We start from the raw sequence: 23,933 nt of genomic DNA on the forward strand, positions 1-23,933 counted from the left end.
TAACCATGACTATGCAGGTCAATGTCACCACTAAGGTGAACAGTCAGGCTATTCGCCGTGAAACGTATAACGGGCGGCCGCATCTGGTGCTGCCAAGTTACACACTGCCAGCCAACGTTGTGATGAACGGCGGCCTGTATCCGGCATCTGAAATCGACGCACATTATCAGGGGCTGGAAGGCACCCTGGCTCCGCTCGGACATCCGACTGTAGATGGCCAGTTTGTCTCAGCCTTTTCACCCGAAGGCATCAACGCTGGTCACATCGGCGCATGGAACCGCAACGTGAAGAAGTCCGGCAACCGCGTTTATGCGGAGAAGTGGGTTGATACCACTGTAGCGAACCAGAGCGAAGGCGGACGGGAGCTGCTTGAGCGCGTTGCCGCTATTGAGCGTGGCGATGACGTTCCGCCGATCCACACCAGTGTTGCTGTATTTCTCGACCAACTGGAGTCCAGCGCAGAACAGAAGGCGCAGGGCATCGAGTGGGTCGCGAAGATTAACATGATGGACCACGACGCCATTCTGCTGCACGAGGTTGGCGCAGCGCAGCCCGAGCAGGGTGTTGGTCTGATGGTTAACGCTGACCAGGCGAAAACGCTGCAATCCAACTCTGGCGCGCTGATTGGCGAATCATACCGCGAGCGCGAACGCCGCCTTGAGCAGGCTGCCCGAGATAAGTTTGCTACCGGCCCGGATGATTACGCGTGGATTGCTGACTTCACTGACTCACAGGCGATCGTCATCCGTAACGGGGGCGATGCGCAGGTTTACGGTTACACCACCGAAGGCGGCAAGATCACCTTTGACGATACCGGCTCAAAAGTCGCCCGCCAGGAATCATGGGTCGCCATCGTAGCCAACAAAGTTAAATCCCTTTTCACACCGCAGGATGCTCCTGCAACAAACCACCAAACGGAGGGCGATATGCCTTTAACCAAAGAAGAACTGGAACAGATTGGCACTATCGTCAGCGGCGCTATCGCTGCTAACAACGAAGCGTCACTGAAGCCCATTACTGAAGCACTGGCAGGCATCCAGGCCAATCAGAAAACGCTGTCAGATTCACTGACCGCCAACTCACGCGCTGAAGAGAAAACCAAGCGTGATGCTGTGGCAGCAGCGCATGGCGAAATCGTTGCTAGCGCACTGTCAGGCGAAGCCCTGGACGCAATGTTTAAGTCTCTGGGTGAAGCTACCCACATCGGCACCAACAGTGCCAAAAACCCACCAGTGACCGGCGCACCGGATCCGGCTGCTTACTTCGGAGGTGCTGCGTAATGGCACGTTATCGTCGCGTTAATATCGACGGTCAGTCTCTGTACAAGACCGAAACCCGCGTTACTGCTGCAGCTCTGCTGCCGGGTACTGCGGCTGTCATCAACGACGACAATGAGTTTGCGCAGGCTACCGCGCTGGCTGGTCGTCTCTACATCATTGATGTGGCATATCACCAGGGCCTGAATATCACCGAAGCCGTTCCGGCAGGCGATTCTGCTGTAGGTAACTACGTAGAAGAAGGTCGCGAGCTGGCTCTGTTATGCACGGCTGGCACCTATGCAAAAGACACACCGATCACGCTTGGCACCAACGGCCAATTCGAAATCGCTACGGCAGACACTGATTCAGTGATTGGCTACAGCCAGGACGAAGCGACCATCGCTGCTGGCGCTACCGATTTTATCCGTGTGCGTATGCGCGTCGGCACCGTTGCCGCAGCTGCTGGCGCTTAATCAGGAGAATAAGAATGTATTTTACCGCTGAAACACTGGCTGCTAACAGCCGACTGCGCGGACACTGGAACGAGCTGTGGGCGAACCGTGACATCTTCAATGCTCAGCACGACATGATGGTTAACGCGTTTCGTACGCGCATGACGCATGAGATGCTGGCAGCGAATGCCATCGGCGGCTTTACCCGCGAGTTCTGGGCTGAGATTGACCGCCAGATTATCCAGATGCGCGATCAGGAAGATGGCATGGAAATCATCAACGACCTGATGGGCGTGCAGACCGTTCTTCCTATTGGCAAGACTGCGAAGATGTATAACGTATCAGGCGACATCGCAGATGACGTATCAATCAGCATCGATGGTCAGGCGCCATATTCATTCGACCACACTGATTACGATGGTGATGGTGACCCGATCCCTGTCTTTACCGCTGGTTATGGCGTCAACTGGCGTCATGCTGCTGGCCTGAGCACTGTCGGCATCGATCTGGCGCTTGATTCTCAGGCTGCCAAACTGCGCAAGTTCCATAAAAAGCGCGTGAACTACTACCTAAATGGCAGTGACACAATCTCCGTCGATGGTATGAAAGGTCAGGGCATTCGCAACCACCGCAACACTTCCAAGATCAACCTTGGAAGCGGCGCTGGCGGTGCAAATATCGATCTGACTACGGCTACCCCGGCCCAGATGCTGGCCTTCTTTGGTCCTACAGGTGCCTTTGGTCTCAATGCCCGCCGCAACAAAGTCGCTGCTTATGACAAGTTGTGGGTGAGCGCCGAAATCTGGGCGAACATGTCCAAGCCTTACACCATTGAAGTTGGCAGCGGCTCGAATGCTTTTGTAAGCGGCACTGTGCTGGATGCGATCGCGAAGTTCATTCCTGCCAGAGAAATCACGCCGACCTTCGCACTTACCGGCAATGAATTCTTCGGCTACCAGCGCCGTCAGGACGTCATTTCTCCGCTGGTTGGTATGGCTGTTGGTACTGTTCCACTGCCGCGTCCAATGCCGCAGAGCAATTACAATTTCCAGATCATGTCTGCAGAAGGTTTGCAGATTAAGAAGGACGGCGAAGGCCTGTCCGGTGTGGTCTACGGCGCCAACCTGGCTTAAGGAGAAATCATGGCTGATAAATACGAAGTGATTAAGCCGTGGCACGGCGTAGCAAAGGGTGACGTAGTGCAACTGGAAGCAGTGCATCCATCACTGAAGCCTCACGTCCGCAAGCTTTCCGGTAAAGCATCGGCTGAGCTGGTTCCGGCAACACCTAGCGCCACGTCAGACAAGCAGGCCCGCAAAGATGCGATCACCAAGCGTCTTGATGAGCTGGGTATTGAGTACAAAGGCAATCTCGGCGCTGACAAGCTGGCAGAGCTGCTGCCGGACGGTGAGCTGGAAAAGCTTTTCCCAACCGCTGAATAACAACCGCCGCGCTGGCGGTTTTTTTATGCCCTGTTCCGGCAGGGCTGAGAGGTATTCATGGTTACCCAGGAGCAGGCAAAAGAGTATCTGGCTAGCCAGGGTATTACGCTGCCAGATTTCATTCTCACGGCGCTTGTTGAGCAGGCAAACAGCATTCAGGAATGTCTGGATGCTAATTACCCGCCAGCTACAGCGTTACTCATTCAGATGTACCTGTTAGGACTGATGGGGCTGGGGCAGGGCGATAAATATATCAGCTCTCAGTCAGCCCCATCTGGTGCGTCGAGATCATTCCGCTACGGCTCATTTGTAGATCGCTGGAAGGGTTCGATTGGTCTTCTGCGTGGTCTCGACAAAAACGGGTGTGCCACTGCATTGATACCCGCCGACCCAACTCAGCAGTCCTTTGCAGGCATCTGGATTGCCAAGGGCGGATGCATGTGTGGTGGGCGACAATGAGCTGGCTGCCGGCATCACAATTACCCAAGCCATTCGAACGGGTCTGGATCAGAACCTCAAATGGCCGGGAAGCGACTGGCTATGTGAACAGCAGCGGTGAGTGGGTGATTAACTGCCCTCGCATCGCTGCTGTAAAGCCCACCGTTGTTAGTTGGAGGGCATGATATGACCAGAACCGGCGGCTTTGTCGAATCAGGCAAAACCTACATCGCAGGCGAACACTGCTGTGACCACCTCATGCCCCGCGTGGATTATAGGGCAGAAAAGTCACATGGTGACGTCACAATCAATTTGGAGGTGAGCATTGAGCAGCCTAGACAGTTGGTCATACACAGCTCAGGCGACCATCTGGAAGCCTTTAGGGCTGGATGAGTACGGAGATTCTCTAGGCTGGTCTGAGCCGATGGTGATTGCCTGCGACTATCAGGGTGGACTGAGCAAGCGGCTAGGGGCGATTGGCGGCGAGAAGGTAGTTAAGAACACCATATGGACGGAGTACGCACTGGCAGATACCGGTGATTACATACTGATTGGCGCGTCGAGCAATCCAGACCCGATAGCAGCGGGCGCTGATGAGGTTATGCAGGCTATTCGCTATGCTGACACCTTTGAGCGGCTGGTTGATGATTATGCAATTCTGACCGGGGGCTGATATGGGAGTAAAAGTCCGCGGTATCCGACAGGCTCAGCAGAACCTTAATCGCCTGATTGGTGACATTCAGGGCAGGAAGGCTGTCAGGGCCATTCAGAGCGCATTAATCATCGGTTCATCACAGGCAGCGCTGTATACGCCTATCGACACGTCCACGCTCATCAACAGCCAGTATCGAGAGCTCGACATCAAAGGTACGAGGTTAACCGGGCGGGTTGGCTACTCAGCAAACTATGCGGTTTATGTTCACGACCCGAATGTGCTGCAGACATTCCGAAGGGCGACAGCCCAGAAGGAGTTTTTGACCAAAGGCTTCGAGGATACCCGCGACCTCATCGACCGCACCATTAAAAAGGAGATGAGCTTGTGAATCCTCCGATGCATCAGCGTGTTAAAAATCTGCTTATCGATACGGGCCTGACATCCGGATACACGGTTCAGTCACTCATCTGGACTGATACAGGTGACCTGAAGCAGCGGTTCATCGTGTTCCGGCCTAACGGTGGCACTCCGGTAGACAGAGATATCGGCTCCGATCATTACGTGCTTGTTGACCTGATCACCGGCAAATCTGCAGGAGATTACGCAAAGTCAGAGTCTGACGTGCAGGCCATCATCGACTACGTGCAGCAAAACCCTATCAGCGACCCCTGCGTCGGCCAAATCACCAATATGGGTGGCATACCATCACCAATCCCCACGGCAGAGGGGCGTATGGTCTGGCGCCTGCAATTTGCCTGTTCTTACGGCGAAAGTTAATCAAAAGAGGAATTACCCATGGCAGCAAATTGCCCAACGGACAACACAAAGTTGTTTGGCCGCGCCATTGTGCTCGAAGTAGCTGATGGTTGCGCCGATACAGTGCCGCAGGAGTCAGAGTGGAAGGCTTTGGCTGCAGGCACCAGTAAAGGCTTCGACTTCTCGCCGAACAGCGTGACGTCAGATGCCGATGACACCAAAGGCTACGTAGAGAACATTGTTACAAACGCTGACTTCACTATCTCGTTTGAGGGTGAGGTTCGCCGTAACGATAAGCTCGACCAGTATGGTGTTGGTCGCCTGATTAAGTATTTCAACACTGAAATTCAGGCGGCGCGCCAGCCTACTCTTTGGGTTCGCATGGAGTTCGGGCCGATCACCTTCCAGGGGTACATGCTGATCAACGCATTGAGTTCTGATGGCGGCACTAACGACATCATCACCTTCTCCACGGAGTTCAAGGTGGCGGCAGCCGATACCATCCAGGTAGTCGATACCGATGACAGAGTGCCTGCTACGGGTGTCACTGTTACACCAGCGACAACCTCTATTGCAGTTAGTGCGACCCGCCAGCTTACAGCGACCGTATTACCGGCTGATGCAACAGACAAGTCAGGAACCTGGACAACTTCAGACGCGACAAAAGCAACGGTAAGTTCTACCGGGCTGGTGACGGGTGTCGCAGTCGGCACTGCAAGCATCACCTTCACATCGACTGATGGTGCGTTTACTGGCTCCACTGCTGCGACCATCACCGCATAATATCCATTTCAGGGGCTTCCACCTGGTGGCCCCGAAAATGTCTGTTACCGGATTAACCCATGACACCTTACAAAGAGATTGGCGAGTGCATGATTACAGCTGGAGAGGATGAATATTTCTTCCGTCCTTCGTTCGCTGCAATGAGCCGAATCGGTGAACCGCAGGAGATTGTTCAGACCTTCGCCGATCTGCACCACGATGAGCTGACACCTCTGATAGAGCGTGCAACTGCCGCATATGGACATGTTCCAGCCTGGCTAATCGAGCACATCCGCAGCTGCAATTACGGAAAGCGAGCGCTTATGGCTGCCATGACTGTGATGCAGGCGTGCTGTGAGGATGATTTGTCTGCTCTTATTGGTGAGTTCCGTCCGGCCAGAGCGAAAGGCAGGCCATTTAAGCGCCGCATGGGCTTGATGGGTGATTTTGAGATGCTGCTAATCGCTCAGTCCTTGATAACACATGGCATCATCGGTAAGGCAAAGGTTCGGCAGTTACAGCGCCATGAAAGCGGCAAGGCAACGACAGAGTTTAATTCCTTCGATTACATTAACGCCGCAAGAAACCACTTCGGGATGAGCAGGAATGAGGCTGAGCAGTTAAGCATGACAGAGTTCCAGATGATGCTTGCAGCGAAATACCCTGACCAGAAAGGCTTTACTCGTGAAGAATATGACGCCACGCGAGACGAGTTCTTAGCCAAACAGGAAAGGCGGAGAGCGAAAGCTGCTTAATACCGAAACACTGCGCAAAATTTACTCGTCTTTATTGAAAAAAAACCGCCTCCTGGTAGGATGATTTCCAAATAACTAAAGGCGTAAATTATGAAAATTTTAATCACAATGTTGGCAATGTTGCTTCCATTTTCAGCGCTTGCTGTAACAGACGATGGGATAGTTACGTCAGTCAAAAAAGAAGCTGAAACTGAGTGGTTTCCTTCCGAAGTAACAGTTGAGTCTTTTGAAAATGCTAAGTTCTTTCCTAGCGCAGAATATTCTGAATACTCACGTTCGGGGAACGTGTGCGGTGTAATTACAGCCAGGTCAGGGGGTCAAAAAGTTTCCCTCAACTTTATATCAGAGGCTGAAGAGGTAAACGGCGGGGTGAGAGTTGGAACGCCTCAGCTATATGACAAATCAAAAGAACCAGCAGTAGCGCGAAAAGCGCTAAGCCAAAAATGCAAGAACCCGCTTTAAGCGGGTTTTTTTATGCCCGGAGAGAAGCGAATGGCAGGTGATAAGCAACTAGGCACCATTGTTTACCAGGTAGAGATGGATGTCGCTGATCTGATTGCCGCTCAGCAAAAAGTTAACCAGCGCCTTGACCAGATGGATGGAAGTTTCAACAAATCATCTCAGTCTGCCGGCCGGTTTGAGGGGGCGCTGAACAAGGTTGGCATTGCTATCGGCGCTGCTTTCACTCTGGAAACAGCAAAGCGTCTGATCGCAATTGGCGATGAGATGAGCACGCTTCAGGCGCGCGTAGCGAGGCTAAGTCCAAGTATTGATTCCGCCAGAGAAACAATGAAGTCCCTTTCTGTTATTGCATCGCAAACTGGCAGTAGCCTTGCTGACACCGAGCGGTTATGGGAATCCATGACATCTGCTCTTAAGGAAACAGGCGCGACAAACTCTCAGATTCTGGCACTCACATCCACCCTTCAAAAAATTGGAACAATTGGCGGATCTTCGGCTGAAGAAATGTCTAACGCACTTCGCCAGTTTGGTCAGTCTATTGCAGGCGGAACGATTCGAGCTGAAGAATTCAACTCAATACTGGAGCAGATGCCAGAGCTTGCTCGCCAGATCGCTTCCGGGCTCGGAATTTCTATCGGCGAACTACGTAAAAGAATGCTTGAGGGGAAATTAAGTGCAACTGACGCGCTTAATGCTATTCAGGGTCGTTCTCAGGCGGTGAATGAAGAATTCGATAAGATGCCGGTCAGCATCGAGAGGGCAAAAAACAGCCTAGATGTGGCATTCAGAAATGCGATCAGCGATCTGAACCAGGCCATTGGCCTGACGTCTACGCTTGCCGGTCTGATGCAGAACGTTGCTGATAACCTGAATTTCTATAACAACAATGCTGGCGATGCGGCAAGGATGCCGAAGTTGATTAAGCTCCAGCAAGATCTGAATAAAGAGGTCCAAGAGGGCCAGCGCTGGTACGAGACTGACACCGTATTCCAGCAGCGTCGAGGCCAGGCAGCATTCGAGCTCAAAAAGACCGAGCAGGAAATAGCCAGCATTCGAGCCAAGGCAGCGCAGGATGCAAAAAATAACAGCGGATTTAAGCCTTCTGGCACTAAAGGCGACGATGCAGCCACCCAAAAGCTGGTCAAGAACTCTGAGAGAAGGCTTGCTCTGTCAAAGCTTGAAGGCGAGGCGCGCGCCCGTCTTCAGGCGCAATACGACGCCGCGGATGCAGGGGTAACTGATCAGAAAAGAGTTAAAGCTATTGAGGATCAGTACGCAGCAACTTACCGCAATACTGAGGCTCAGAAAGAGAACAACAGGGAAGGCAAGACTACTGCAAGTCGGGCAGAGGCAATCACGCAGAAGCTTGAGAACCTCAAAGGGCAGTCAGAGCTGGCAGCAGGCTCAACAAGCCAGTTAAGCCGCGAGCAAGCCATCCTTAACGCACAGCAATCGCTGGGTATCGCTGCCACCAAGGAAGATATCGCGCTTGCTGGACAGTATGCAGCTGCCAAGTGGGATACCGGAAACGCGATCAGGGCTCAGGCTGCGGCTGAAAAGCTACTGCCAGAGGCCAAAGAAAACGCCAGCTACAAGCAGGATGTTGAAGATCTAAACACAGCATTGTCTGCGAAAAAGATTAGCCAGGAGCAGTACAACGTCACCTCAGAGAGATTGGAGCAAGAGCATCAGTCTAACCTCGCAAAAATACGTGCTGACCAGGCAGTATCCCCGCAGCAATCCGCCGCGGGTATGGTTGACCCAGTCCAGCAACTGGCTAATGAAAACGCGCAGAAACTGGCGCTGATCCAGCAATTCGAGGCTAATAAAACCCTCACCGAGCAGCAGGGTCTGGCACTGAGAAATGCCGCTAACACCCAATATGAGCAGCAGCGAATCGAAGCTCAGTGGGAAATATGGCGGCAACAGAGTGCTGGCAATGAAGTTGCAGCCGCTGCCTTTGATAGTTTTGCAGGTAATGCTTCTAATGCCCTGACCGGCATCCTGACCGGAAGCATGTCTGTTCAGGACGCAATGCGCTCGCTTGGTTCGACCGTGCTTAACAGCGTAATCAACTCATTTGTACAGATGGGTGTTGCATGGCTTCAGTCGGTAATTATGGGGCAGGTGGGGATGACCGCTGCGGCGGGAGTTGCGGCGGCACAAGGGGCAGTTATAGCTGCTGCCATGGCGCCAGCTGCGGCTATGACCTCGCTCGCAACATCAGGAGCAAACGCCGTGCCAGCTCAAATAGGAATAGGCGCAACCGTTGGAATGGCGCAAGCACTGTCTGTTGCCGGAGCACGTAAGAACGGCGGTCCTGTTTCGGCTGGGTCGATGTATCAGGTGGGCGAAGGTGGTTTGCCTGAAATATATCAGGCCAGCAGTGGCAAGCAATACATGATCCCCGGCGATAACGGTTCGGTAATCAGCAATAAGGATATGCAGGGTGCTGGCGGAGGCGGAGTGGTAATCAACATTCAGAACTACACCTCGGCATCTGTCGATGCACAGGCTGGTAATGACGGCAATGGTGGACTAACTGTCGACGTGATTGTTGCAGATTTGAATAACGGCGGGCCTATCAGTAGCAGCATCACCAGCAACTTTAATGTTAAACGCACGCCAAGGGGGCAAAGTTAATGCCGATTATTGACTATCCCGACTGGCTGCCGCTGGCGCAGAAAGCCAGCAAGAATATGACGCTGGATACTGGATTCCTTTCGGATCAGCCTGCGGTTGGGCCTGCTATCTTTCAAAACCTTACCGATGATCTGAAGGTTACCTGGTCGCTAACATGGATATTCACGCTGGCGCAAGAAAGGGCTTTTCAGCAATGGCTGAGAAGCCCTAACTACCTAAACCGGGGCGTAAACTGGTTCCGCATGAAAATCGACATTGGCGGCAGCGGTATTCAGATACAGGAACTGCACTTCACACAGATGCCTGTGCAGACCAGCATAGACGGGGGTGTTGTGACGTGGACGGGGACGGTAATAGCTAACCGCCTGAATAACCCAGATGACGACTTCGATGACATTATTGTTGAGTTGCCGCCGCCATGGGATTCATGGCTGGATATTGTTGTAACTGGATACCTAGATAACCGAGATCCAGAATCCTTGCCGAGGGTTCCCTGATGCCTTCCTTTCTAGAATATAAGCAACAGCGACCGACACGCGGCCTGTATGACACGCTGACGTTTTACCATCCATCATTCGGTTATGTGCGTCTCGTCGATAAGCAGTTTTACAACAAAACGCTCGGCGGCGTGATTTACCAACCAGCGAGATTTGAAATTGAGGAAAGCCAGCAGAGTGGGACGCCGGTAATCGACGCTACGGTCAAGCTTGGGCGGATATCCTCAGGCGTCAAATCAATGATGAAGCAATGGAAGGGTGCATCGCGTTTAACAGCGATAACCGCCACCCGGCAGATATTTGACAGTGGCGACGTGTCAGCACCGATTAAATCATGGCAGCTCTATGTTAAGACAGTGGACATAGATGCTGAAAATGCCTCCGTGACCTTATCTGTCACCAACCCACTCAACAATAACGTTGGCCGCCTCTATGACCCACGGGAATACACTGGACTGCAGTACCTCTGATTTTATTGCGCGCATGATCGGCGTCCCTTGGGCAAACCGGTCCTGTACGACTGATTCCGTCGACTGCTGGGGACTGGTGGTGCTTTATTACCGGCAGGTGCTAGGTATAGAGCTGCATCAGACACCAGACTACGAATCGGGTGCAGACTTCTTCACCTGCTATCAGGGTGACGTGGTTTTCTGGCAGCAGGTGCCGCATCCTGTAGAGAGCGGAATATTTGTTGGCTATACCGGCACGCGGCCGGCACACGTTGGGCTTATTCTGCGGCGTCAGGCGCTGCATTCTCGTGGCGAAAACGGAAGTGTCAGGCAGGACTCTTTGATGCTGATCCAGCGCGCATTCACCAAAGTGGAATACTTTCGATATGGCACTGATTGAACTGCAGAGATTTCCCGGAACGCCTAAAGAGCGTTACAGGGTGCCTAACGGCACCTTTTTTTATGCCTGGCTGGAAGATAATGACACCGCTCTGCACCGTGACGTGCTTATTGTGCGTAATGGCGTGAAACTGGAAGAGGATGACGAGCTGAATTTCGAGCTGTCAGAGCTGGACCACATTCAGATATTCGATCAGCCAAAAGGTGTTGTAGGTGACATCCTTAGCCCAATATTCAAGGTGGTTGGGCAGGTATTTTCTTTCCTGATGCCAAAGCCGGCCATTGCTAACTCTGGCGGGAACTCAGTGGACTCTCCGAATAATTCCCTGACCGGACAGACAAATACCGCTCGAGTTTATAAGGCAAAGCCGGACATCTACGGTCAGGTACGTTCATTCCCCGATCTGATTCAGGAATCGGTATTTGAGTACGTTACACAGAATGTGAAGAGCGGCGGGCTGAAGTATGTCACGGAATGGATGTGTATTGGCATTGGAAGTTATGACTACGACTCAGTGCGTTACTCCGAGTCCAGTATCGGGTCGTTAGCCGGTGCGGAATATCAGGTTTATCAGCCCGGAGAAGTAATTCCGCAAATCGTAGAAGGCTATGGTTTCGACGATGTAGACGGTCAAGAAGTGCCAGGACAGAACGAGGCAAGTGACTTCCCAATCCAGTCTGCCACCGCCAATACGATGGTCAGCGGAAGTTATTCCGGCGGCCAGATAGCCATTAAGATAGTGAAGCAGGCAGAGTTCGAATACTTCAAAAATTTGGTCCTGCCACACGCGGTTACGTTCACAATTAACGTAACGTACAGCACGGCATCCGGCAACGTGACAACGGACGCAACGTTTTCTGGCTCGCTGGTATCAGCTGTGGAAACGAACGACGGCGCGGTGACAAATCCGGTACGCTGGTACACCTTCACCTTTAGCCAACTGGAAGGTCCGCAGGACATCCCGGCAAACGCCACAATTAATACTACCAAGTTTGTGCTGAATGACAACGAAGCGCTGGTTGTGGGGCCATTCTTCTCGCCTGTCGCGTCCGATCAACTGTGGTTACATACGCAGTCGAGCTTAGGCGGGAAGAAAGAGACCAACTGGAAAGTCATCATCTGGAAGATCAATGATGACTACACGCAAGTTCCCGGGACTCAGCAGACTTTTACTTATCGCCAGACAACGCCACACCAGTCAACCAGCGAGGTTTTTTACCGAACCGACAAGTTGACGCCTGCTGGAGGATTTGGGAAATATGCAATCAGTTTCCAGCGTACCGATAACTCTGGCGACGCTTCTCTTCTGAAAGTAGAAGAGATTCACAGTATCAATATACGCCAGAACGTGACGCACCCAACGGATACGCTTGTGCGCGTCAGGGTCAGGGCAACGGAGAACGCACTAGGAAGTCGCGAACGAAAATATAATCTGTTAGCCACCCGCAAAACTATTAGCTACAACCTCGACACGCGCGCAGTAGATTACACGCTGCGAGCGTCCCGTTCCTTTGCCGATGCAGTCGCGCATGAGTGGCTGGTTATTGGTGAGCAACCAGTCAGTAGCATCGACCTCTACGGCCTGTATGCGATCGCAGAAGCACTGCCTGATGCTCGCCTTGGCTACTTCGATTACACGTTTGACGATGAGAACGATTCGCTGGGTGATCGAGTGCAGGCTATATGCAATGCCGCAAGCGTTATCGCATTCATGGATGACAACGTGCTGACGTTTACGCGTGATCAAAAGGTTGCCAATCCCGCCGCCGTATTTAACCGGGCCAACATGAAAACGGATGAATACAAAATAACGTATGAGGCCACTCTTCCGGGAGGTTATGACGGAGTTCAGGTGTCCTATGTGCATCCATCAACGAACAACAAGACGTACATTAACTACCGCATCGTCAACGGCGTGATCACGGAGCAAGAGGCGGAGAACCCGAACAAGATGGAAATCGTAGGGTTCCGCAACGAGTACCAGGCACGCGAGCGTGCATTACGTGAAGCAAAGCGGCTGATGTATTCACGAACCAGAATGAACGCCAAAGTATTTGAGGATGGCATAATCCAAGTAGGTAGCGTTATTCAGATGCCTGACATCTATGACAGCAACGAACAACAGGGATATATCACCGGCCGCGCCGGGAATGACTTTGATACCAGCGAGCAGATTACCTTTTCAGGGGATATGTATGTGCTGGTCACCGATAGTCTGGGCAAACCTACTCTGCGTTACCCAGCAACGGCCCGCTCTGACACGAAATACGGCTTCACCGCCGCAGTACCTAACATTCAGCTAAATATATGGAACGGAGACTCTGTGCAACTCCCATCGCGTTATCTCATAGCGACAGTGGAAGAGATGGACAGTCAGCTATGGACGGTCAGCAGTATCAAACCTAACACTGATAACACGGTATCTCTTACCGTCGCGGAATACAGCGACGCTATCTATCAATAAGAACCGTCACCGACCAACCAGACCCGGCCCCGTGCCGGGTTTTTTTATGGAAAAAATATGGCTACGCAACCTACACAAAACCAAGTTCCAAGTGAATCACCTCGCGACCTGAAGTTTAATGCGGGAAAAATTGATGAATTCGTAACATCAAAACAGCTCGAGTACCAAGATAGATTTGGTGTCAATCACTACACAATTGAAGGTCTTCGCTGGGTTGCACAGCAGGCGATATCGAAGTTTGGATATATTACAATTGACTCATTTCAGGCGGGGGCGACAATTTCATTACCTAATCAAGCGCTTCGAGACACCAGAACTGGTGAGTATTATCGCTGGGATGGCGACCTGCCAAAAATCATTGCAAGCAATTCTACACCTGAAAATACGGGTGGCTTTGGTATTGGGGCGTGGATATCGGTAGGTGATGCTTCTCTACGCGCGTCCCTTGCCAGCACCGGAATTGGAATGGGCGCATCAATGGTGGGATTCAAATTATCAGTCGACGGCGCATCCTCACGAACCCTACAGGAGAAATTAAGCGATTCTATATCTGTGCTGGATTTTGGTGCCAAGGGGGATGGGGTTACGGATGATTCAGCAGCATTCCAGAGCGCTCATGACTCACTAGGGAGCAACGGCGGTGTGATTTACATCCCCGGCGGCGCGTTCTGGCGCATAGAAAAACCCATTAATGTTTCGAAGCCAGTAACTTTCATCGGTGGTGGTAATACAGCAACAACCTTAACCCGCTCTGCTAATCAGTCTTCCACGTTTTTTAATATTGCGTCAGAAGGTTGCGGCTTAGAAAACCTTAGAATTATTGGCGCAGGAGCTCTCCAATCTACTGGTGGTACTTTTGCTGTCGATGCGACTAATGCATCATCAAGATTTTATGCCCGTAACGTCCAGATACTTTTTGTTCACTCGGGATTAAGGCTGCGCAGCAACCTGTTTACTTTAGACCGGGTTGAGGTCCGAGACATCCATTACCCTAGTGGCGTAGGTATCGAAGTGGACCAGTTAGGCGTTGACGACGGAGTGGGTACTATCGGGAATTCTGTTGTTCAGAATTCTGACGGAAATGAACCTTACGCCGGTATTAATTTCAAACACGCAATAGGCATACTTTTGCACAATACCCAATTAATGCAGTGCGGTCACTCTATCGTTATGGCCCCGCCACTCGGACGCGCGGTTAGCTCTGTTAAAATTGTTAACTGCTATCTCGATACCAGCGATGATGGCGGCCTGTTTATTGCTAACTCGCAGGCGGGTAATGTGCAGCGGATAACGGTAGCCGACTCGTGGCTCGCAAGCTGCCATAATGGTGCCGGGCTGCGGGTTGTATCCGGCTCTAACGTGGACGGATTAAGAGTATCCGCCTGCGAGTTTTACGACAGCGTTAACGGTATTCAAATTGATGATAATGTCACCCTGCAAAACTTTGAAGTTGATGGGGCTGTTTGTGCGGGTAACACTACCGCGGATGTTAGTATTGGACGCGCGGTGAGTAATGTTAGCCTGCGAAACTTGCGTACTGGTACCAGTGGCGGTTTCGGTGCATCGCCTCGCGGAGTGTTCTTGAATGCTGCAGTAACTAAAACTGTGGTAGAAAACTCAACTGTGCATGACCTTGTTGACGATTCGTTTCCTAGTACAGGTGTAGTTATTCGCAATCTTACCGGATGGGGTTTCGGTTCCGTAGTAGTTGACCCGGCGTCGCTAACGAATGGATCAGGTCAAACCTCAACATGTGCCTGTAAAGGCGCGAGGATGGGCGACATGGTAGAGTGTTCTTTCAGTAATGCGCTTTTGGGCGTGACCCTAAGCGCGTGGGTTTCTGCTTCAGACGTTGTAAGTTTCAGATTTCAAAACGGCACTGGTGGAACTGTTGACCTGGGGTCTGGGACAATCAGAGTTCAAGTGTCGAGAGTTAGCTAGGTAAAATTGGCCCCTCGGGGCCACTATCATTTTGAATATAACGCCCAGGCGTTATAAAGTCTACTTATGGCAAACCTTCCATTCGATTTGTTTGACGCTGAGATAGCGTCTGCTTCATTCTTGAAGACATAAATGCAATTTTCACGCATATCACCAGAGAGGACTTCCTCAGAAACTAAATCCTTTTGTCTGTCATACTTTTCTCTGTCAAATCTAGCAAAGTATCCGAAGCCTATTTTCATATTTTTCATTGCTGCATAGTATGAAAATTTCAGCCATTCTTCATTGAAGTCTTCAGGTTTAAATGCGACAAGGCAATCCTTACCGGCAATGTTAAGCTGATTCTTCGTTTCTGACTGAAGAGGATTTTCATCAATAATGTAATGAGCCGCCGACCATTTTGCAGAGTCTGTTTTGTCATAAGCCTGAATAGACAGGCATAGAGCAAGTATTATGTATGACAGTCTTTTGTCTTTATATTTATAGTTGGCAACTACAATTAATAAAGACAGTGTATAAAAAACTGGCCATATGAACCTTCCTGACGCTCTGAAGGCTCCGGTTATTCCATGCAAGAATGATGGGTAGTTGAAATCTATGATTGTCCTGTCGCCAAATGCAATGTTACCTGATAATGAATACAGATACAGGCCAACCATAAGGGCTAAAGCTATGCGCCGGTTTTTAGATGTTATCTTTTCCTTCAGGTACGAAAACTGGGAGAATATGGTAATGATTGCCATTAAAATAAGACCAGCGCCAGCATATGCCTGGCCCTCATAATCTCCAGGCTGCTTTTTCATTTCCGGTAGGATTGTAGATAGAACCTGATCATTTGGGTTTATAAAACCTAGCAGGTTGTGATGAAAGAAACCAAATCCGCTTATGTAGGTTGAGCCTATCGCAATGGTGAAATATCCTACGGCATCCATCAAGACATATAGAGATGCGAACAGGATAATTAAGTATATAGCTGCTGACTTTATTGATTCCCTGTCTCTTTTTGTTTTGTTTAACAGGTCAGCGAAAAAGATTGCAAGGCACATCGCCATAAGATACGCATGAATTAGTGAAGAGAGTAATATCAGCGACATCCATTTCTTTCTGCTGAAAGAGTCAGAGAATTGAAGGGTTATGGAATAAATCAATAACCATTGGGCACAAAGCGCATAGTGACCTATTGCTCTTTGAATCAATACGGCTGAGGTCGTGAAAAAAACCGTGCAGAGTAATGCGTATAGTTTATCGTTTGTCTTCTGTTGTACAAAGTTATAGGACGTCAGGCTAATTAAAGCAAAGCAAAGCATCAGCCACAGCCCTGTGTACTGTATGTTTTGATGATAAAAATACAGTATATATTTAAGAGGTATGGCTATCAGTGGAATGGAGTCGGTAAATACGACTGTATTGCCAATGTCCATTCCATAAGCATCATTTCTCCCTAACGGCCACTGAAGTATTGGAGAACTCCGAAAGGTTTCCCAGCCAATCCAATGCTGAGCAGGATCGCCGCTCATTAGGAAGTTAATGTTGAAAATATTAAGTGTCCGCGCCCCACCAAATATAATATAGATAAAGGCACCAAAAATAAGCGCCACTACAAGATAATATTTATTTTCTTTACTCGCCATGTTTTATTTATTCCTTTTGATATACAGAGGTCTGCGTTTTACCTCTAAGTAAATCCTGCCGATATACTCTCCAAGAACTCCAATCCCTATTAGCTGAACACCACCAAGAAACAGAATAGAAACAAGAATTGATGAGTAACCCGCGACAGGGTTTCCCCATATGAGCTTATCAATAATCATCCATACACCATAGATGAATGACAACGCAGCAACGAAGAAACCGATGTACGTCCATACCCGCAGGGGGAACGTAGAGAAGGATGTAATTCCCTCAATCGCAAGGTTCCAGAGTTTCCAGCCGTTGAATTTTGTCGATCCCGCCACTCGTTCCGCTCTTACGTACTCAACAATATCCGTTTTTCCGCCCACCCAAGAGAGAACGCCTTTCATGAACAGGTTTCTTTCCTGAAGCAATTTGATGTTCTCAACTACTTCGCGTGACATGAGCCGGAAGTCGCCCACGTTCTCCTCGATTTTAGGCTTACTGATAAGGTTGTGCAGATGGTAGAACCACTCAGCACTTTTCCTTTTGAGTTGGCTATCTGAAGATCTGTCCATGCGCTTAGCCAGAACCACATCTGCACCATCTCGCCATTTATCAATCATCAGCGGTATGACCTCAAGCGGGTCCTGCAAGTCAACATCAATGGGGATAACAACTTCACCGCTGGCTTTTTCTAATCCGGCAAATAAGGCCGGCTCTTTACCAAAATTACGAGTGAAAAAAACATTTTTTACGAGTGAGTCTTCCTTCGCCATTTCTTCCATGAGATGAGGAGTTAAGTCCGTGCTTCCGTCGTCAATGAATACAACCTCTACATCATATTTTTGAAATGGTTTAAAGAACCGCACCTGACGATAGAAAATGTTGATTGCATCTTCCTCATTGAAGACGGGAACCACTAGGGATATTTTCATTTTCTCTCCCTGAAAATTACATATTTAGAATAAATGAATCCGCAGACCAGGCTTATCAATGAGAATGCAACCAGTGTTACTATAGGATTTATGCTCATTTGATCACTATATGACCCTACAAAAGTCGCTATCGCACCCATAAAAAATACGTACATCATATATCTGATAGTTGTTGCCTCAGCGCTAAAAGTCCACTTAGCATTGGCAAAAAATGAAAACGTAACGGCAACACAGAATGCAATGAAATTTGATAGCGACTGCGGCTGCCCATTTTTCACGCAAATTGCAAATACACACCAATGTATAAGTGTGTTCAAAACGCCAATAGTCATATATCTGGCAAACAATTGAGCCATAGTATGCTCCAAAAAAAGATGCGGAATTTTCTCATTAGAGCAAGATATGATCAAGGGATCGATCATATCTTGCCCGCCAATTTTGAATAAAAAAGCCCCGGCGACGGGGCAGTTACAGACCGCGCCCATCTCAGCAGACTGCGGGGTGTGATTTGAGATTAGTCATCACTGAAACTGTGGGCAAAAAAATACCCGCCCCCCAATGAACAGGGCAGGTACAAAGTGAGGTGAAGCGCTAGAGCGCGCATGGGTGCTCTGTTGTTATCGGCCTCTCTACAGTGCACACAAGAAGGGAGTGGGGTGGATTTCCCTTCTTGCGTCAGATTGGCAGAACTATCCGTTTCCACCTATCTTCAGAAAGTCTATTCATAATGAATTCAACAACAAGCGTAAGCGGTAAGTTTTTTTGGTGTAGTGCTGCTGAACGTGTGACACAAAAAACCCGGCGCGGTGGCCGGGTTAAAAGGTTAAGCAACACTTCGCAGCTTTAAGCCATCATCGTATCCCATAAGGTATGCTGTGAAGGCATCCTTATGGCGAACATAGCTTGCTTGGCTTTCGGCCAGTTCGCTGAGCACTCCATCATCGGTAGACTTAGGAACGCCAATCATCGCGTGCCATTTCCCCAAATCATACGCACATCCTGCGCATTTGTGGCGCCCCGTTTGGCCTTGATTCTCTGGAAGAACCTCGAACATTTGGTTGCGGCGATGACTTTGTTTGCAGATTTGTTTCATAAAGCGCACCTAAAATAAGGCGCTGAACGCTTTACACGGGATCTCGCTTGAGATAGTCTCTTTGGCGAGATCTCAAGAAAACATTCAAGCACTGACTGTTTTTATTGGCCCCTCGGAACTTCGACCTTCCGCAGGGGCTTTCCCTTATGTGCAGATCACTATTTGACCGCACAACATCGGGATAATATCCAGACAGCACAAAAACCTCAATAAAAAGATCAGCTTAACTGCTGTATTTTTTCACATCTGTGCATTAATCCAGTTTTACCCCATTCCCAGATCACCGGAAACTAAATTTCTTTGCCCACCAACAGCTTTACAATTCCTTCAATCGCTCCGCCTTGATCAAAACCACCGATCGATATTACTGTTTATTCATACAGTATTTATCGAAAGGGATTTATCATGCCACGCGACTACGAAATCAGGGGTGCGTTTACTCAGGCTATCACACGCGACGGGCTGGGGCGTCAGGTGGTGACAACCGGCTCATTCCAGCGCCATCTGGAGGCGTTCAATCACCACTGGACGCTGCAACAGTGCAATCAGTGGATACGTCGCGAACAGAACATGTTCAGAGAGCTGGTAACTGATGGCGGTGAAAACCGCACTTACGCACTGATGAACATGGGATATGTGAGGTAGCTATGGGATTTCCATCTCCTGCGCAGGACCATGTTGAGCACCGCCTGAGCCTGAATGACATTCTGATGCCTAACCCGGCCAATATGATGCGCATTGAAACGCCGGAAGGGTTTGTGCTGGTTGACCGTTCCATCCCGCCTAAGCCTGGCGACAAGGTTGCATTCCAGTTTGAGGATTACCCGCAGATTGGGAAACTGTTCCCCTCGGGCATCATTACGCAGGACGGCGAGACGATCGACGGAAAGGGCCTTGATGGCGTCGTTGTGCTCGGAAAGGTGACGGCCGAAGTGCTGGCTGTGTATGAGCCTTACCGGCCGACGATTTAATGTGTGGACTAATAGCCTGTGTCGTTTTCGGGGCTATTTCTGGTACCATCGCCCTAATAAAATTAATGGGACTAAGAAATGAAAATTTTGGCTGTTGCTATGGGCGTCTTAGCTTTGACAGGGTGTGTTAACCCATATAATTATCGTCAGGATCAGGAGGTGTTAGCATCATATACAACCACAAAATCACCTGAAGAGACTCAAGAATGTATCTTAGCTGCTTGGCAGAAAGAGCCACTGATGTATCAGATCATTCCTCAGAAAACAGGCAAGTATTACAGCGTGTTCTCTGGAGCAGATAACGCAGATGTCTTTACAGACGGCGCGGTAACGCGCATAAATTTTTACTCCCTTCGCGGCGCGCTTGACGTTACAAATGGAATAAAAAAACGCAAGGCAGCAATTCAAACCTGCTTATGAGTTTCCGCCCGGACCATGCCGGGCATAACTTAATCAACTTTCGATTTCACTGCTGTTTGTTCAGAGTCAGAAATGACATCACATCTTTTTTCCTGCAGTTCTCTAAAACGTTCATGCAGGGACCGTGGGTACAGTTCTGTATAAATTTGCCATAAAGTTTTAAGTGAACGATGCCCTGTTACTTGAGCTACTTCCTCGATAACAAACCCCGCCTCAAACAATCTGCTTGCCCCCTCTCTTCGAAGATCGTGATAGCGCAAATCCTGAATCTCTAACTTATCCCTTTCCTCACCAAACACTATAGAAATCCTTTTATGGCGGAACGGGAAAATCAACTCACTGGTTTTCGGTTGCTCCTGCAAAATGTCCCATGCTTCGCCCAGCAAGGGTACATACATATGGTTACCCATTTTCTTCCTGGGATGCTTACGGTCACGCACAAGGACAGCTTTCTGAGCCTCATCAACGTCATCCCAGCGTAAGCTTGTGACTTCTCCTATACGCATACAGGTCAGAATGGAAAACATGAATATTCGGTGGAAAGGAATTTTTTTATATGAAGATCGCGATCGATCTTCTAAAGCAATTAGCAAAAAATTTATTTCTTCTTTTGTTGGCCGGCGACTTCGTTTTTGTGAGTGCGAAATCATGCCGAGCTTACTCAGCTGGTACTTCGCCTGTTGGTAACAAAGCATATCAAAATGGATGTTGAACAAAGGTCCTGCGGAAGCCAAAACCGCGCCGATGAAAGTAATATCATTGCGTATTGTTGAGGGCCCAGCTCCCTGAGTCGCCCGGAACTTAGCGTGTTGAATGAAGGTGTTGTTTGTAAACTCTTCAAGCGGTATATCACAAATCTCGCATCGCCTTACAAGGTCAAGAGACCAGCCCTTACTTTTTCCATAACTGATGTTTGGATGGCTTGTATAGAGGTCCAGCAGCTCGCCAAAATTAACCTTATTTTTTTGCTGCGAAACGGGGATACCATTCTTCTCTAAATCAGCAACGCGGACAACACCCCAACTTTTGGCCTCTGACTGCTTGGTAAACGTCTTTCTTTCCCGGAATGCGATTAACCCCTCTTTTTTAACACCAACTGTGCAGCGGTATCTGATCTCTCCTGTGGAGGTCTTCCGTTTCTCTATGCTATAGAAAGCCATTCTTGGTTACTCGCTATGGATTGTCAGGGGGGCCTACAGGGGGGCCTGAGCATGCAAAAAGGATAAATAATACTGTGATAATGTACAGTTATCTGCAAGCAAAAATACAACGTAATGTTTTAAGCTATTGTTAATTAAGTAATTTATATCAGCATTAAAAATGCGAATCGCAGTATGCTTGCTGGGGTTCTTTTTGCCCGCAACAAAATCTTTAGCCGAACCACGCGGCCGCGGCGCTGCGGCATAGTGCAGCATAGTGCAGCATTCTGGTCTGATGCCGTGCGGACAGAAGGCGCTGCGCGTCGGGCGTAATCTGTGAGCTGAAATCATCCATGTCGTCTTCGGCAAGGCTTTATAGCTTAATCCGTCGCACCTTCACGCTAAACATCGGACTACTGAATATAACCACTCGCGATTTTTCTGATTATTTTTCCGTCCGGTAAGCTGACTTTTCGATATAATGTTTTTTATCGTTGTGCGCTGGTTTTATATTCAGCGATCCACAATTAACGCCGGTTACGTTATCATTTTTGGTAGTATTATTCCGTAACTTATTCCAATGCTTTCTTTCCAGTCCGCAACGACTGCGAAACGTTGAACGCTGCGCCGAAGCCCCTTAAATCCCTTCTGGGAAGCGCTGGAATTTCATCTCACTGCTTTATTTTTTGCGCTAACTGTCAGTAAAGAGGTGACGCCTGAAATACAGAAAGCAATCAGCGTAAAGTCCGGCATTGTAAAGAGATCTGCATGGGTATCGCCATCTGTCATTGGGCATAAATAAAAAAGTAAAGATCACCGCGCGTCTTTATTATTGTCATTATGGAATGCATAGAGTGCAATAAAATATTTCCTCAGGCCTGGCTATTATTTTATTTGACTTGAATGAAAGGAAAGGTAGATTCTTATTGCGTCGATTTTCGCTGATATACCGCCGTGGATGTTTTCCAGGTAAGACCTGGTTTTTAACAAGGAGTGAAATTTAATGAAAAAGACTTTCTTAACGATACTATTACTTTCGTCGCCAGCGGTAACGCTTGCTGCTACACAGTCATGCAGCGAACAGCTTGCTGATATTAGCGCTAAAAGCGAAATAGCCAGAAATAGCGGAAATAGCGCGGAGGTCTCCAGGCTGGAAATTGCACGTAATAAGGTGCAAACCTACTGCTCAGACGACCGTCAGGCGCGCCAGGCGACCCATAACGTCAGTAAGAAAGAGTTAAAGGTTAAAAAAGCAGAGCTTGAACTGCAGCAGGCGCAGCAGGAACTGGCGGAAGCGAAAGAAGAGGGTCGGCTCGACAGAATCTCTCAGAAAACACATAAAGTTGAAGAGAAAAAACTCAAGCTTGAATCCGCTAAAATTGACCTGAAAGAAGCTCAGGACGATGCTGAGCGCCTGAACTAATCACCGCGTAACAGACGATGTTGAAAGGCTCTCATAGAGAGCCTTTTTTACTTTTTAATCTTAACCGATCGTGATTCAGCGCTCTCGAGGCGCAACCTGTTTTCGAGCGGTTCCAGGGTTGCTCAACGCATAGCGTTTCGATTGGTTCACGTTGCGCTATCCCCTTCAACCGGGTGAGAAGTCATGCTTTACCCAGCTTAACTGAACCCTCACGTACTTAATTGCGCTCTGTTATTCGCCCGCCTCGCGCGGATGCTCTTTCTGATGCGGATCATAAATTTTTTCCGTTCCCAGTCGCTTCACCGCTGGCCGCCATGCCTGCTGTTCGCAATAATCACACCGCTGTTCCGGCTGCGCTTTACTCTGCACCACATAACCGCAATGACCGCAGGCGAAGCGGTCATCAACCGCAATATGCTGGTTAAACTGCTGGTTCTGTTCAGGTAGTAACCATAATCCGGCACGGGGTTGCCGGTAGCACAACAGGCTGACCCGGCCGGAAGGTTCCAGCCAGGCGCGCCGCACCTCTCCCAGATGCTGAATCCCCATTGAGCGCAGTTCGGAAAAGGTACGATCGCGGGAGAACTCCGCATGGTGCAGATGCTCCAGCGCCAGCCGCCCATCCATCACCAGCATCGTGGCGTCACCCTGGGTCAGCACTTCCAGCCGATGCGAAAAAAACGTGCACCAGGAGAGCAGGCGAAAACAGCCAAGCAGGGTGATCAGCAACACGATAGTGGTCAGTATCCCTTTTTCAGGCGTCTGTAACGGTGCACCAATTGCAGCACCCAGCATAATCATGATCGCCAGGTCGATAATACTTAACTGACCGGCGAAGCGTCGGCCCATCAGCCGCAGCACCAGCAGTAAAACCAGATAGATACACAGAAAGCGCAGCAGGACTTCCGCCGCAAAGGACCAGGGCGCTTCACCTATCAGCCAGCGGTGCAGAAGATCACCCAT

The 23,933-nt window shown here is 49.6% G+C and carries 27 protein-coding genes; 21 read left to right on the forward strand and 6 right to left on the reverse strand.

Features of this window, described 5'->3' with window-relative positions; all coding sequences use genetic code 11:
* Positions 1–5 precede the first annotated feature (5 nt).
* From LZU96_RS08795 to LZU96_RS08875, 17 genes are all read left to right on the forward strand, one after another.
* Positions 6–1,280, forward strand: a complete 1,275-nt coding sequence (locus tag LZU96_RS08795; RefSeq protein WP_233987904.1) for a hypothetical protein — start codon at positions 6–8, stop codon at positions 1,278–1,280.
* Complete coding sequence (locus LZU96_RS08800; RefSeq protein ID WP_233987905.1) at positions 1,280–1,732, forward strand: phage cement protein; 453 nt, start codon at positions 1,280–1,282, stop codon at positions 1,730–1,732. Before LZU96_RS08795 ends, LZU96_RS08800 begins: the two co-directional genes overlap by 1 nt.
* Before the next feature lie 14 nt (positions 1,733–1,746).
* Positions 1,747–2,844 (forward strand): major capsid protein, encoded by a 1,098-nt coding sequence (locus LZU96_RS08805; RefSeq protein ID WP_233987906.1) that lies wholly within the window; start codon positions 1,747–1,749, stop codon positions 2,842–2,844.
* 9 nt (positions 2,845–2,853) lie between these two features.
* Complete coding sequence (locus LZU96_RS08810; protein ID WP_233987907.1) at positions 2,854–3,153, forward strand: hypothetical protein; 300 nt, start codon at positions 2,854–2,856, stop codon at positions 3,151–3,153.
* Between the two features lie 57 nt (positions 3,154–3,210).
* Complete coding sequence (locus tag LZU96_RS08815) at positions 3,211–3,612, forward strand: DUF7370 family protein (RefSeq protein WP_233987908.1); 402 nt, start codon at positions 3,211–3,213, stop codon at positions 3,610–3,612.
* Between the two features lie 304 nt (positions 3,613–3,916).
* Positions 3,917–4,264, forward strand: coding sequence for a hypothetical protein (locus LZU96_RS08820; RefSeq protein ID WP_233987909.1), 348 nt, complete (start codon positions 3,917–3,919; stop codon positions 4,262–4,264).
* Position 4,265: 1 nt separating this feature from the next.
* Entirely contained in the window at positions 4,266–4,634 is a 369-nt protein-coding gene (locus LZU96_RS08825) for an HK97 gp10 family phage protein (protein ID WP_233987910.1), read from the forward strand.
* A complete protein-coding gene (locus LZU96_RS08830) occupies positions 4,631–5,023 on the forward strand; it encodes a hypothetical protein (protein ID WP_094119133.1) in 393 nt (130 codons plus the stop codon). Before LZU96_RS08825 ends, LZU96_RS08830 begins: the two co-directional genes overlap by 4 nt.
* 18 nt (positions 5,024–5,041) lie before the next feature.
* The gene (locus LZU96_RS08835) at positions 5,042–5,785 is read left to right on the forward strand and encodes an Ig-like domain-containing protein (RefSeq protein WP_094119134.1); all 744 of its coding nucleotides are present in this window, start codon (positions 5,042–5,044) and stop codon (positions 5,783–5,785) included.
* A 59-nt stretch (positions 5,786–5,844) separates the two neighbouring features.
* Positions 5,845–6,519, forward strand: coding sequence for a DUF6246 family protein (locus LZU96_RS08840; protein WP_094119135.1), 675 nt, complete (start codon positions 5,845–5,847; stop codon positions 6,517–6,519).
* A gap of 90 nt (positions 6,520–6,609) precedes the next feature.
* On the forward strand, positions 6,610–6,981 hold the full coding sequence (locus LZU96_RS08845) for a hypothetical protein (protein WP_233987911.1): 372 nt from the start codon (positions 6,610–6,612) through the stop codon (positions 6,979–6,981).
* 30 nt (positions 6,982–7,011) lie between these two features.
* Complete coding sequence (locus LZU96_RS08850; protein WP_233987912.1) at positions 7,012–9,624, forward strand: tape measure protein; 2,613 nt, start codon at positions 7,012–7,014, stop codon at positions 9,622–9,624.
* Positions 9,624–10,121, forward strand: a complete 498-nt coding sequence (locus LZU96_RS08855; protein WP_233987913.1) for a hypothetical protein — start codon at positions 9,624–9,626, stop codon at positions 10,119–10,121. Before LZU96_RS08850 ends, LZU96_RS08855 begins: the two co-directional genes overlap by 1 nt.
* Positions 10,121–10,591, forward strand: a complete 471-nt coding sequence (locus tag LZU96_RS08860) for a hypothetical protein (RefSeq protein WP_233987914.1) — start codon at positions 10,121–10,123, stop codon at positions 10,589–10,591. Before LZU96_RS08855 ends, LZU96_RS08860 begins: the two co-directional genes overlap by 1 nt.
* 13 nt (positions 10,592–10,604) lie before the next feature.
* The gene (locus tag LZU96_RS08865; RefSeq protein ID WP_233987915.1) at positions 10,605–10,970 is read left to right on the forward strand and encodes an NlpC/P60 family protein; all 366 of its coding nucleotides are present in this window, start codon (positions 10,605–10,607) and stop codon (positions 10,968–10,970) included.
* Positions 10,957–13,434, forward strand: coding sequence for a host specificity factor TipJ family phage tail protein (locus tag LZU96_RS08870; protein ID WP_233987916.1), 2,478 nt, complete (start codon positions 10,957–10,959; stop codon positions 13,432–13,434). The genes LZU96_RS08865 and LZU96_RS08870 overlap by 14 nt, the downstream gene beginning before the upstream one ends.
* 57 nt (positions 13,435–13,491) lie before the next feature.
* Entirely contained in the window at positions 13,492–15,375 is a 1,884-nt protein-coding gene (locus LZU96_RS08875; RefSeq protein ID WP_233987917.1) for a glycosyl hydrolase family 28-related protein, read from the forward strand.
* Positions 15,376–15,401: 26 nt separating this feature from the next.
* On the opposite strand, the gene LZU96_RS08880 is transcribed toward LZU96_RS08875, so the two are convergent.
* From LZU96_RS08880 to LZU96_RS08895, 4 genes are all read right to left on the reverse strand, one after another.
* Positions 15,402–17,006 carry a DUF6311 domain-containing protein gene (locus LZU96_RS08880; protein ID WP_233987918.1) on the reverse strand — a complete coding sequence of 535 codons (1,605 nt, stop codon included), beginning with the start codon at positions 17,004–17,006 and terminating at the stop codon, positions 15,402–15,404.
* Between the two features lie 3 nt (positions 17,007–17,009).
* Complete coding sequence (locus tag LZU96_RS08885) at positions 17,010–17,924, reverse strand: glycosyltransferase family 2 protein (protein ID WP_233987919.1); 915 nt, start codon at positions 17,922–17,924, stop codon at positions 17,010–17,012.
* The gene (locus LZU96_RS08890; protein WP_233987920.1) at positions 17,921–18,280 is read right to left on the reverse strand and encodes a GtrA family protein; all 360 of its coding nucleotides are present in this window, start codon (positions 18,278–18,280) and stop codon (positions 17,921–17,923) included. The genes LZU96_RS08885 and LZU96_RS08890 overlap by 4 nt, the downstream gene beginning before the upstream one ends.
* A 467-nt stretch (positions 18,281–18,747) precedes the next feature.
* A complete protein-coding gene (locus LZU96_RS08895; RefSeq protein ID WP_233987921.1) occupies positions 18,748–19,017 on the reverse strand; it encodes a hypothetical protein in 270 nt (89 codons plus the stop codon).
* 405 nt (positions 19,018–19,422) lie between these two features.
* On the opposite strand from LZU96_RS08895, the gene LZU96_RS08900 reads away from it, so the two are divergent.
* From LZU96_RS08900 to LZU96_RS08910, 3 genes are all read left to right on the forward strand, one after another.
* Complete coding sequence (locus LZU96_RS08900) at positions 19,423–19,662, forward strand: hypothetical protein (RefSeq protein WP_233987922.1); 240 nt, start codon at positions 19,423–19,425, stop codon at positions 19,660–19,662.
* Positions 19,663–19,664: 2 nt separating this feature from the next.
* Entirely contained in the window at positions 19,665–19,988 is a 324-nt protein-coding gene (locus LZU96_RS08905; protein ID WP_233987923.1) for a LexA family protein, read from the forward strand.
* A 78-nt stretch (positions 19,989–20,066) separates the two neighbouring features.
* Positions 20,067–20,408 (forward strand): hypothetical protein, encoded by a 342-nt coding sequence (locus LZU96_RS08910; RefSeq protein WP_233987924.1) that lies wholly within the window; start codon positions 20,067–20,069, stop codon positions 20,406–20,408.
* Between the two features lie 29 nt (positions 20,409–20,437).
* Here LZU96_RS08910 and LZU96_RS08915 read toward each other — a convergent pair whose 3' ends face one another.
* A complete protein-coding gene (locus tag LZU96_RS08915) occupies positions 20,438–21,568 on the reverse strand; it encodes a site-specific integrase (RefSeq protein ID WP_233987925.1) in 1,131 nt (376 codons plus the stop codon).
* A gap of 982 nt (positions 21,569–22,550) precedes the next feature.
* Between LZU96_RS08915 and LZU96_RS08920 the strand changes: the two genes are divergently transcribed.
* On the forward strand, positions 22,551–22,970 hold the full coding sequence (locus LZU96_RS08920; RefSeq protein ID WP_233987926.1) for a DUF1090 family protein: 420 nt from the start codon (positions 22,551–22,553) through the stop codon (positions 22,968–22,970).
* A gap of 231 nt (positions 22,971–23,201) precedes the next feature.
* Here LZU96_RS08920 and LZU96_RS08925 read toward each other — a convergent pair whose 3' ends face one another.
* Positions 23,202–23,933 carry a DUF421 domain-containing protein gene (locus LZU96_RS08925; RefSeq protein ID WP_233987927.1) on the reverse strand — a complete coding sequence of 244 codons (732 nt, stop codon included), beginning with the start codon at positions 23,931–23,933 and terminating at the stop codon, positions 23,202–23,204.

It is taken from the genome of Pantoea agglomerans (assembly GCF_021397715.1).
In the GTDB taxonomy this organism is placed as follows: domain Bacteria; phylum Pseudomonadota; class Gammaproteobacteria; order Enterobacterales; family Enterobacteriaceae; genus Pantoea; species Pantoea astica.

Coding starts and splice junctions, on each gene's coding strand:
- LZU96_RS08795 (WP_233987904.1), top strand. CDS start 6: ATGACTATGCAGGTCAATGTCACCACTAAGGTGAACAGTCAGGCTATT.
- LZU96_RS08800 (WP_233987905.1), top strand. CDS start 1,280: ATGGCACGTTATCGTCGCGTTAATATCGACGGTCAGTCTCTGTACAAG.
- LZU96_RS08805 (WP_233987906.1), top strand. CDS start 1,747: ATGTATTTTACCGCTGAAACACTGGCTGCTAACAGCCGACTGCGCGGA.
- LZU96_RS08810 (WP_233987907.1), top strand. CDS start 2,854: ATGGCTGATAAATACGAAGTGATTAAGCCGTGGCACGGCGTAGCAAAG.
- LZU96_RS08815 (WP_233987908.1), top strand. CDS start 3,211: ATGGTTACCCAGGAGCAGGCAAAAGAGTATCTGGCTAGCCAGGGTATT.
- LZU96_RS08825 (WP_233987910.1), top strand. CDS start 4,266: ATGGGAGTAAAAGTCCGCGGTATCCGACAGGCTCAGCAGAACCTTAAT.
- LZU96_RS08835 (WP_094119134.1), top strand. CDS start 5,042: ATGGCAGCAAATTGCCCAACGGACAACACAAAGTTGTTTGGCCGCGCC.
- LZU96_RS08840 (WP_094119135.1), top strand. CDS start 5,845: ATGACACCTTACAAAGAGATTGGCGAGTGCATGATTACAGCTGGAGAG.
- LZU96_RS08845 (WP_233987911.1), top strand. CDS start 6,610: ATGAAAATTTTAATCACAATGTTGGCAATGTTGCTTCCATTTTCAGCG.
- LZU96_RS08850 (WP_233987912.1), top strand. CDS start 7,012: ATGGCAGGTGATAAGCAACTAGGCACCATTGTTTACCAGGTAGAGATG.
- LZU96_RS08855 (WP_233987913.1), top strand. CDS start 9,624: ATGCCGATTATTGACTATCCCGACTGGCTGCCGCTGGCGCAGAAAGCC.
- LZU96_RS08860 (WP_233987914.1), top strand. CDS start 10,121: ATGCCTTCCTTTCTAGAATATAAGCAACAGCGACCGACACGCGGCCTG.
- LZU96_RS08865 (WP_233987915.1), top strand. CDS start 10,605: ATGATCGGCGTCCCTTGGGCAAACCGGTCCTGTACGACTGATTCCGTC.
- LZU96_RS08870 (WP_233987916.1), top strand. CDS start 10,957: ATGGCACTGATTGAACTGCAGAGATTTCCCGGAACGCCTAAAGAGCGT.
- LZU96_RS08875 (WP_233987917.1), top strand. CDS start 13,492: ATGGCTACGCAACCTACACAAAACCAAGTTCCAAGTGAATCACCTCGC.
- LZU96_RS08880 (WP_233987918.1), bottom strand. CDS start 17,006: ATGGCGAGTAAAGAAAATAAATATTATCTTGTAGTGGCGCTTATTTTT.
- LZU96_RS08885 (WP_233987919.1), bottom strand. CDS start 17,924: ATGAAAATATCCCTAGTGGTTCCCGTCTTCAATGAGGAAGATGCAATC.
- LZU96_RS08890 (WP_233987920.1), bottom strand. CDS start 18,280: ATGGCTCAATTGTTTGCCAGATATATGACTATTGGCGTTTTGAACACA.
- LZU96_RS08895 (WP_233987921.1), bottom strand. CDS start 19,017: ATGAAACAAATCTGCAAACAAAGTCATCGCCGCAACCAAATGTTCGAG.
- LZU96_RS08900 (WP_233987922.1), top strand. CDS start 19,423: ATGCCACGCGACTACGAAATCAGGGGTGCGTTTACTCAGGCTATCACA.
- LZU96_RS08905 (WP_233987923.1), top strand. CDS start 19,665: ATGGGATTTCCATCTCCTGCGCAGGACCATGTTGAGCACCGCCTGAGC.
- LZU96_RS08910 (WP_233987924.1), top strand. CDS start 20,067: ATGAAAATTTTGGCTGTTGCTATGGGCGTCTTAGCTTTGACAGGGTGT.
- LZU96_RS08915 (WP_233987925.1), bottom strand. CDS start 21,568: ATGGCTTTCTATAGCATAGAGAAACGGAAGACCTCCACAGGAGAGATC.
- LZU96_RS08920 (WP_233987926.1), top strand. CDS start 22,551: ATGAAAAAGACTTTCTTAACGATACTATTACTTTCGTCGCCAGCGGTA.
- LZU96_RS08925 (WP_233987927.1), bottom strand. CDS start 23,933: ATGGGTGATCTTCTGCACCGCTGGCTGATAGGTGAAGCGCCCTGGTCC.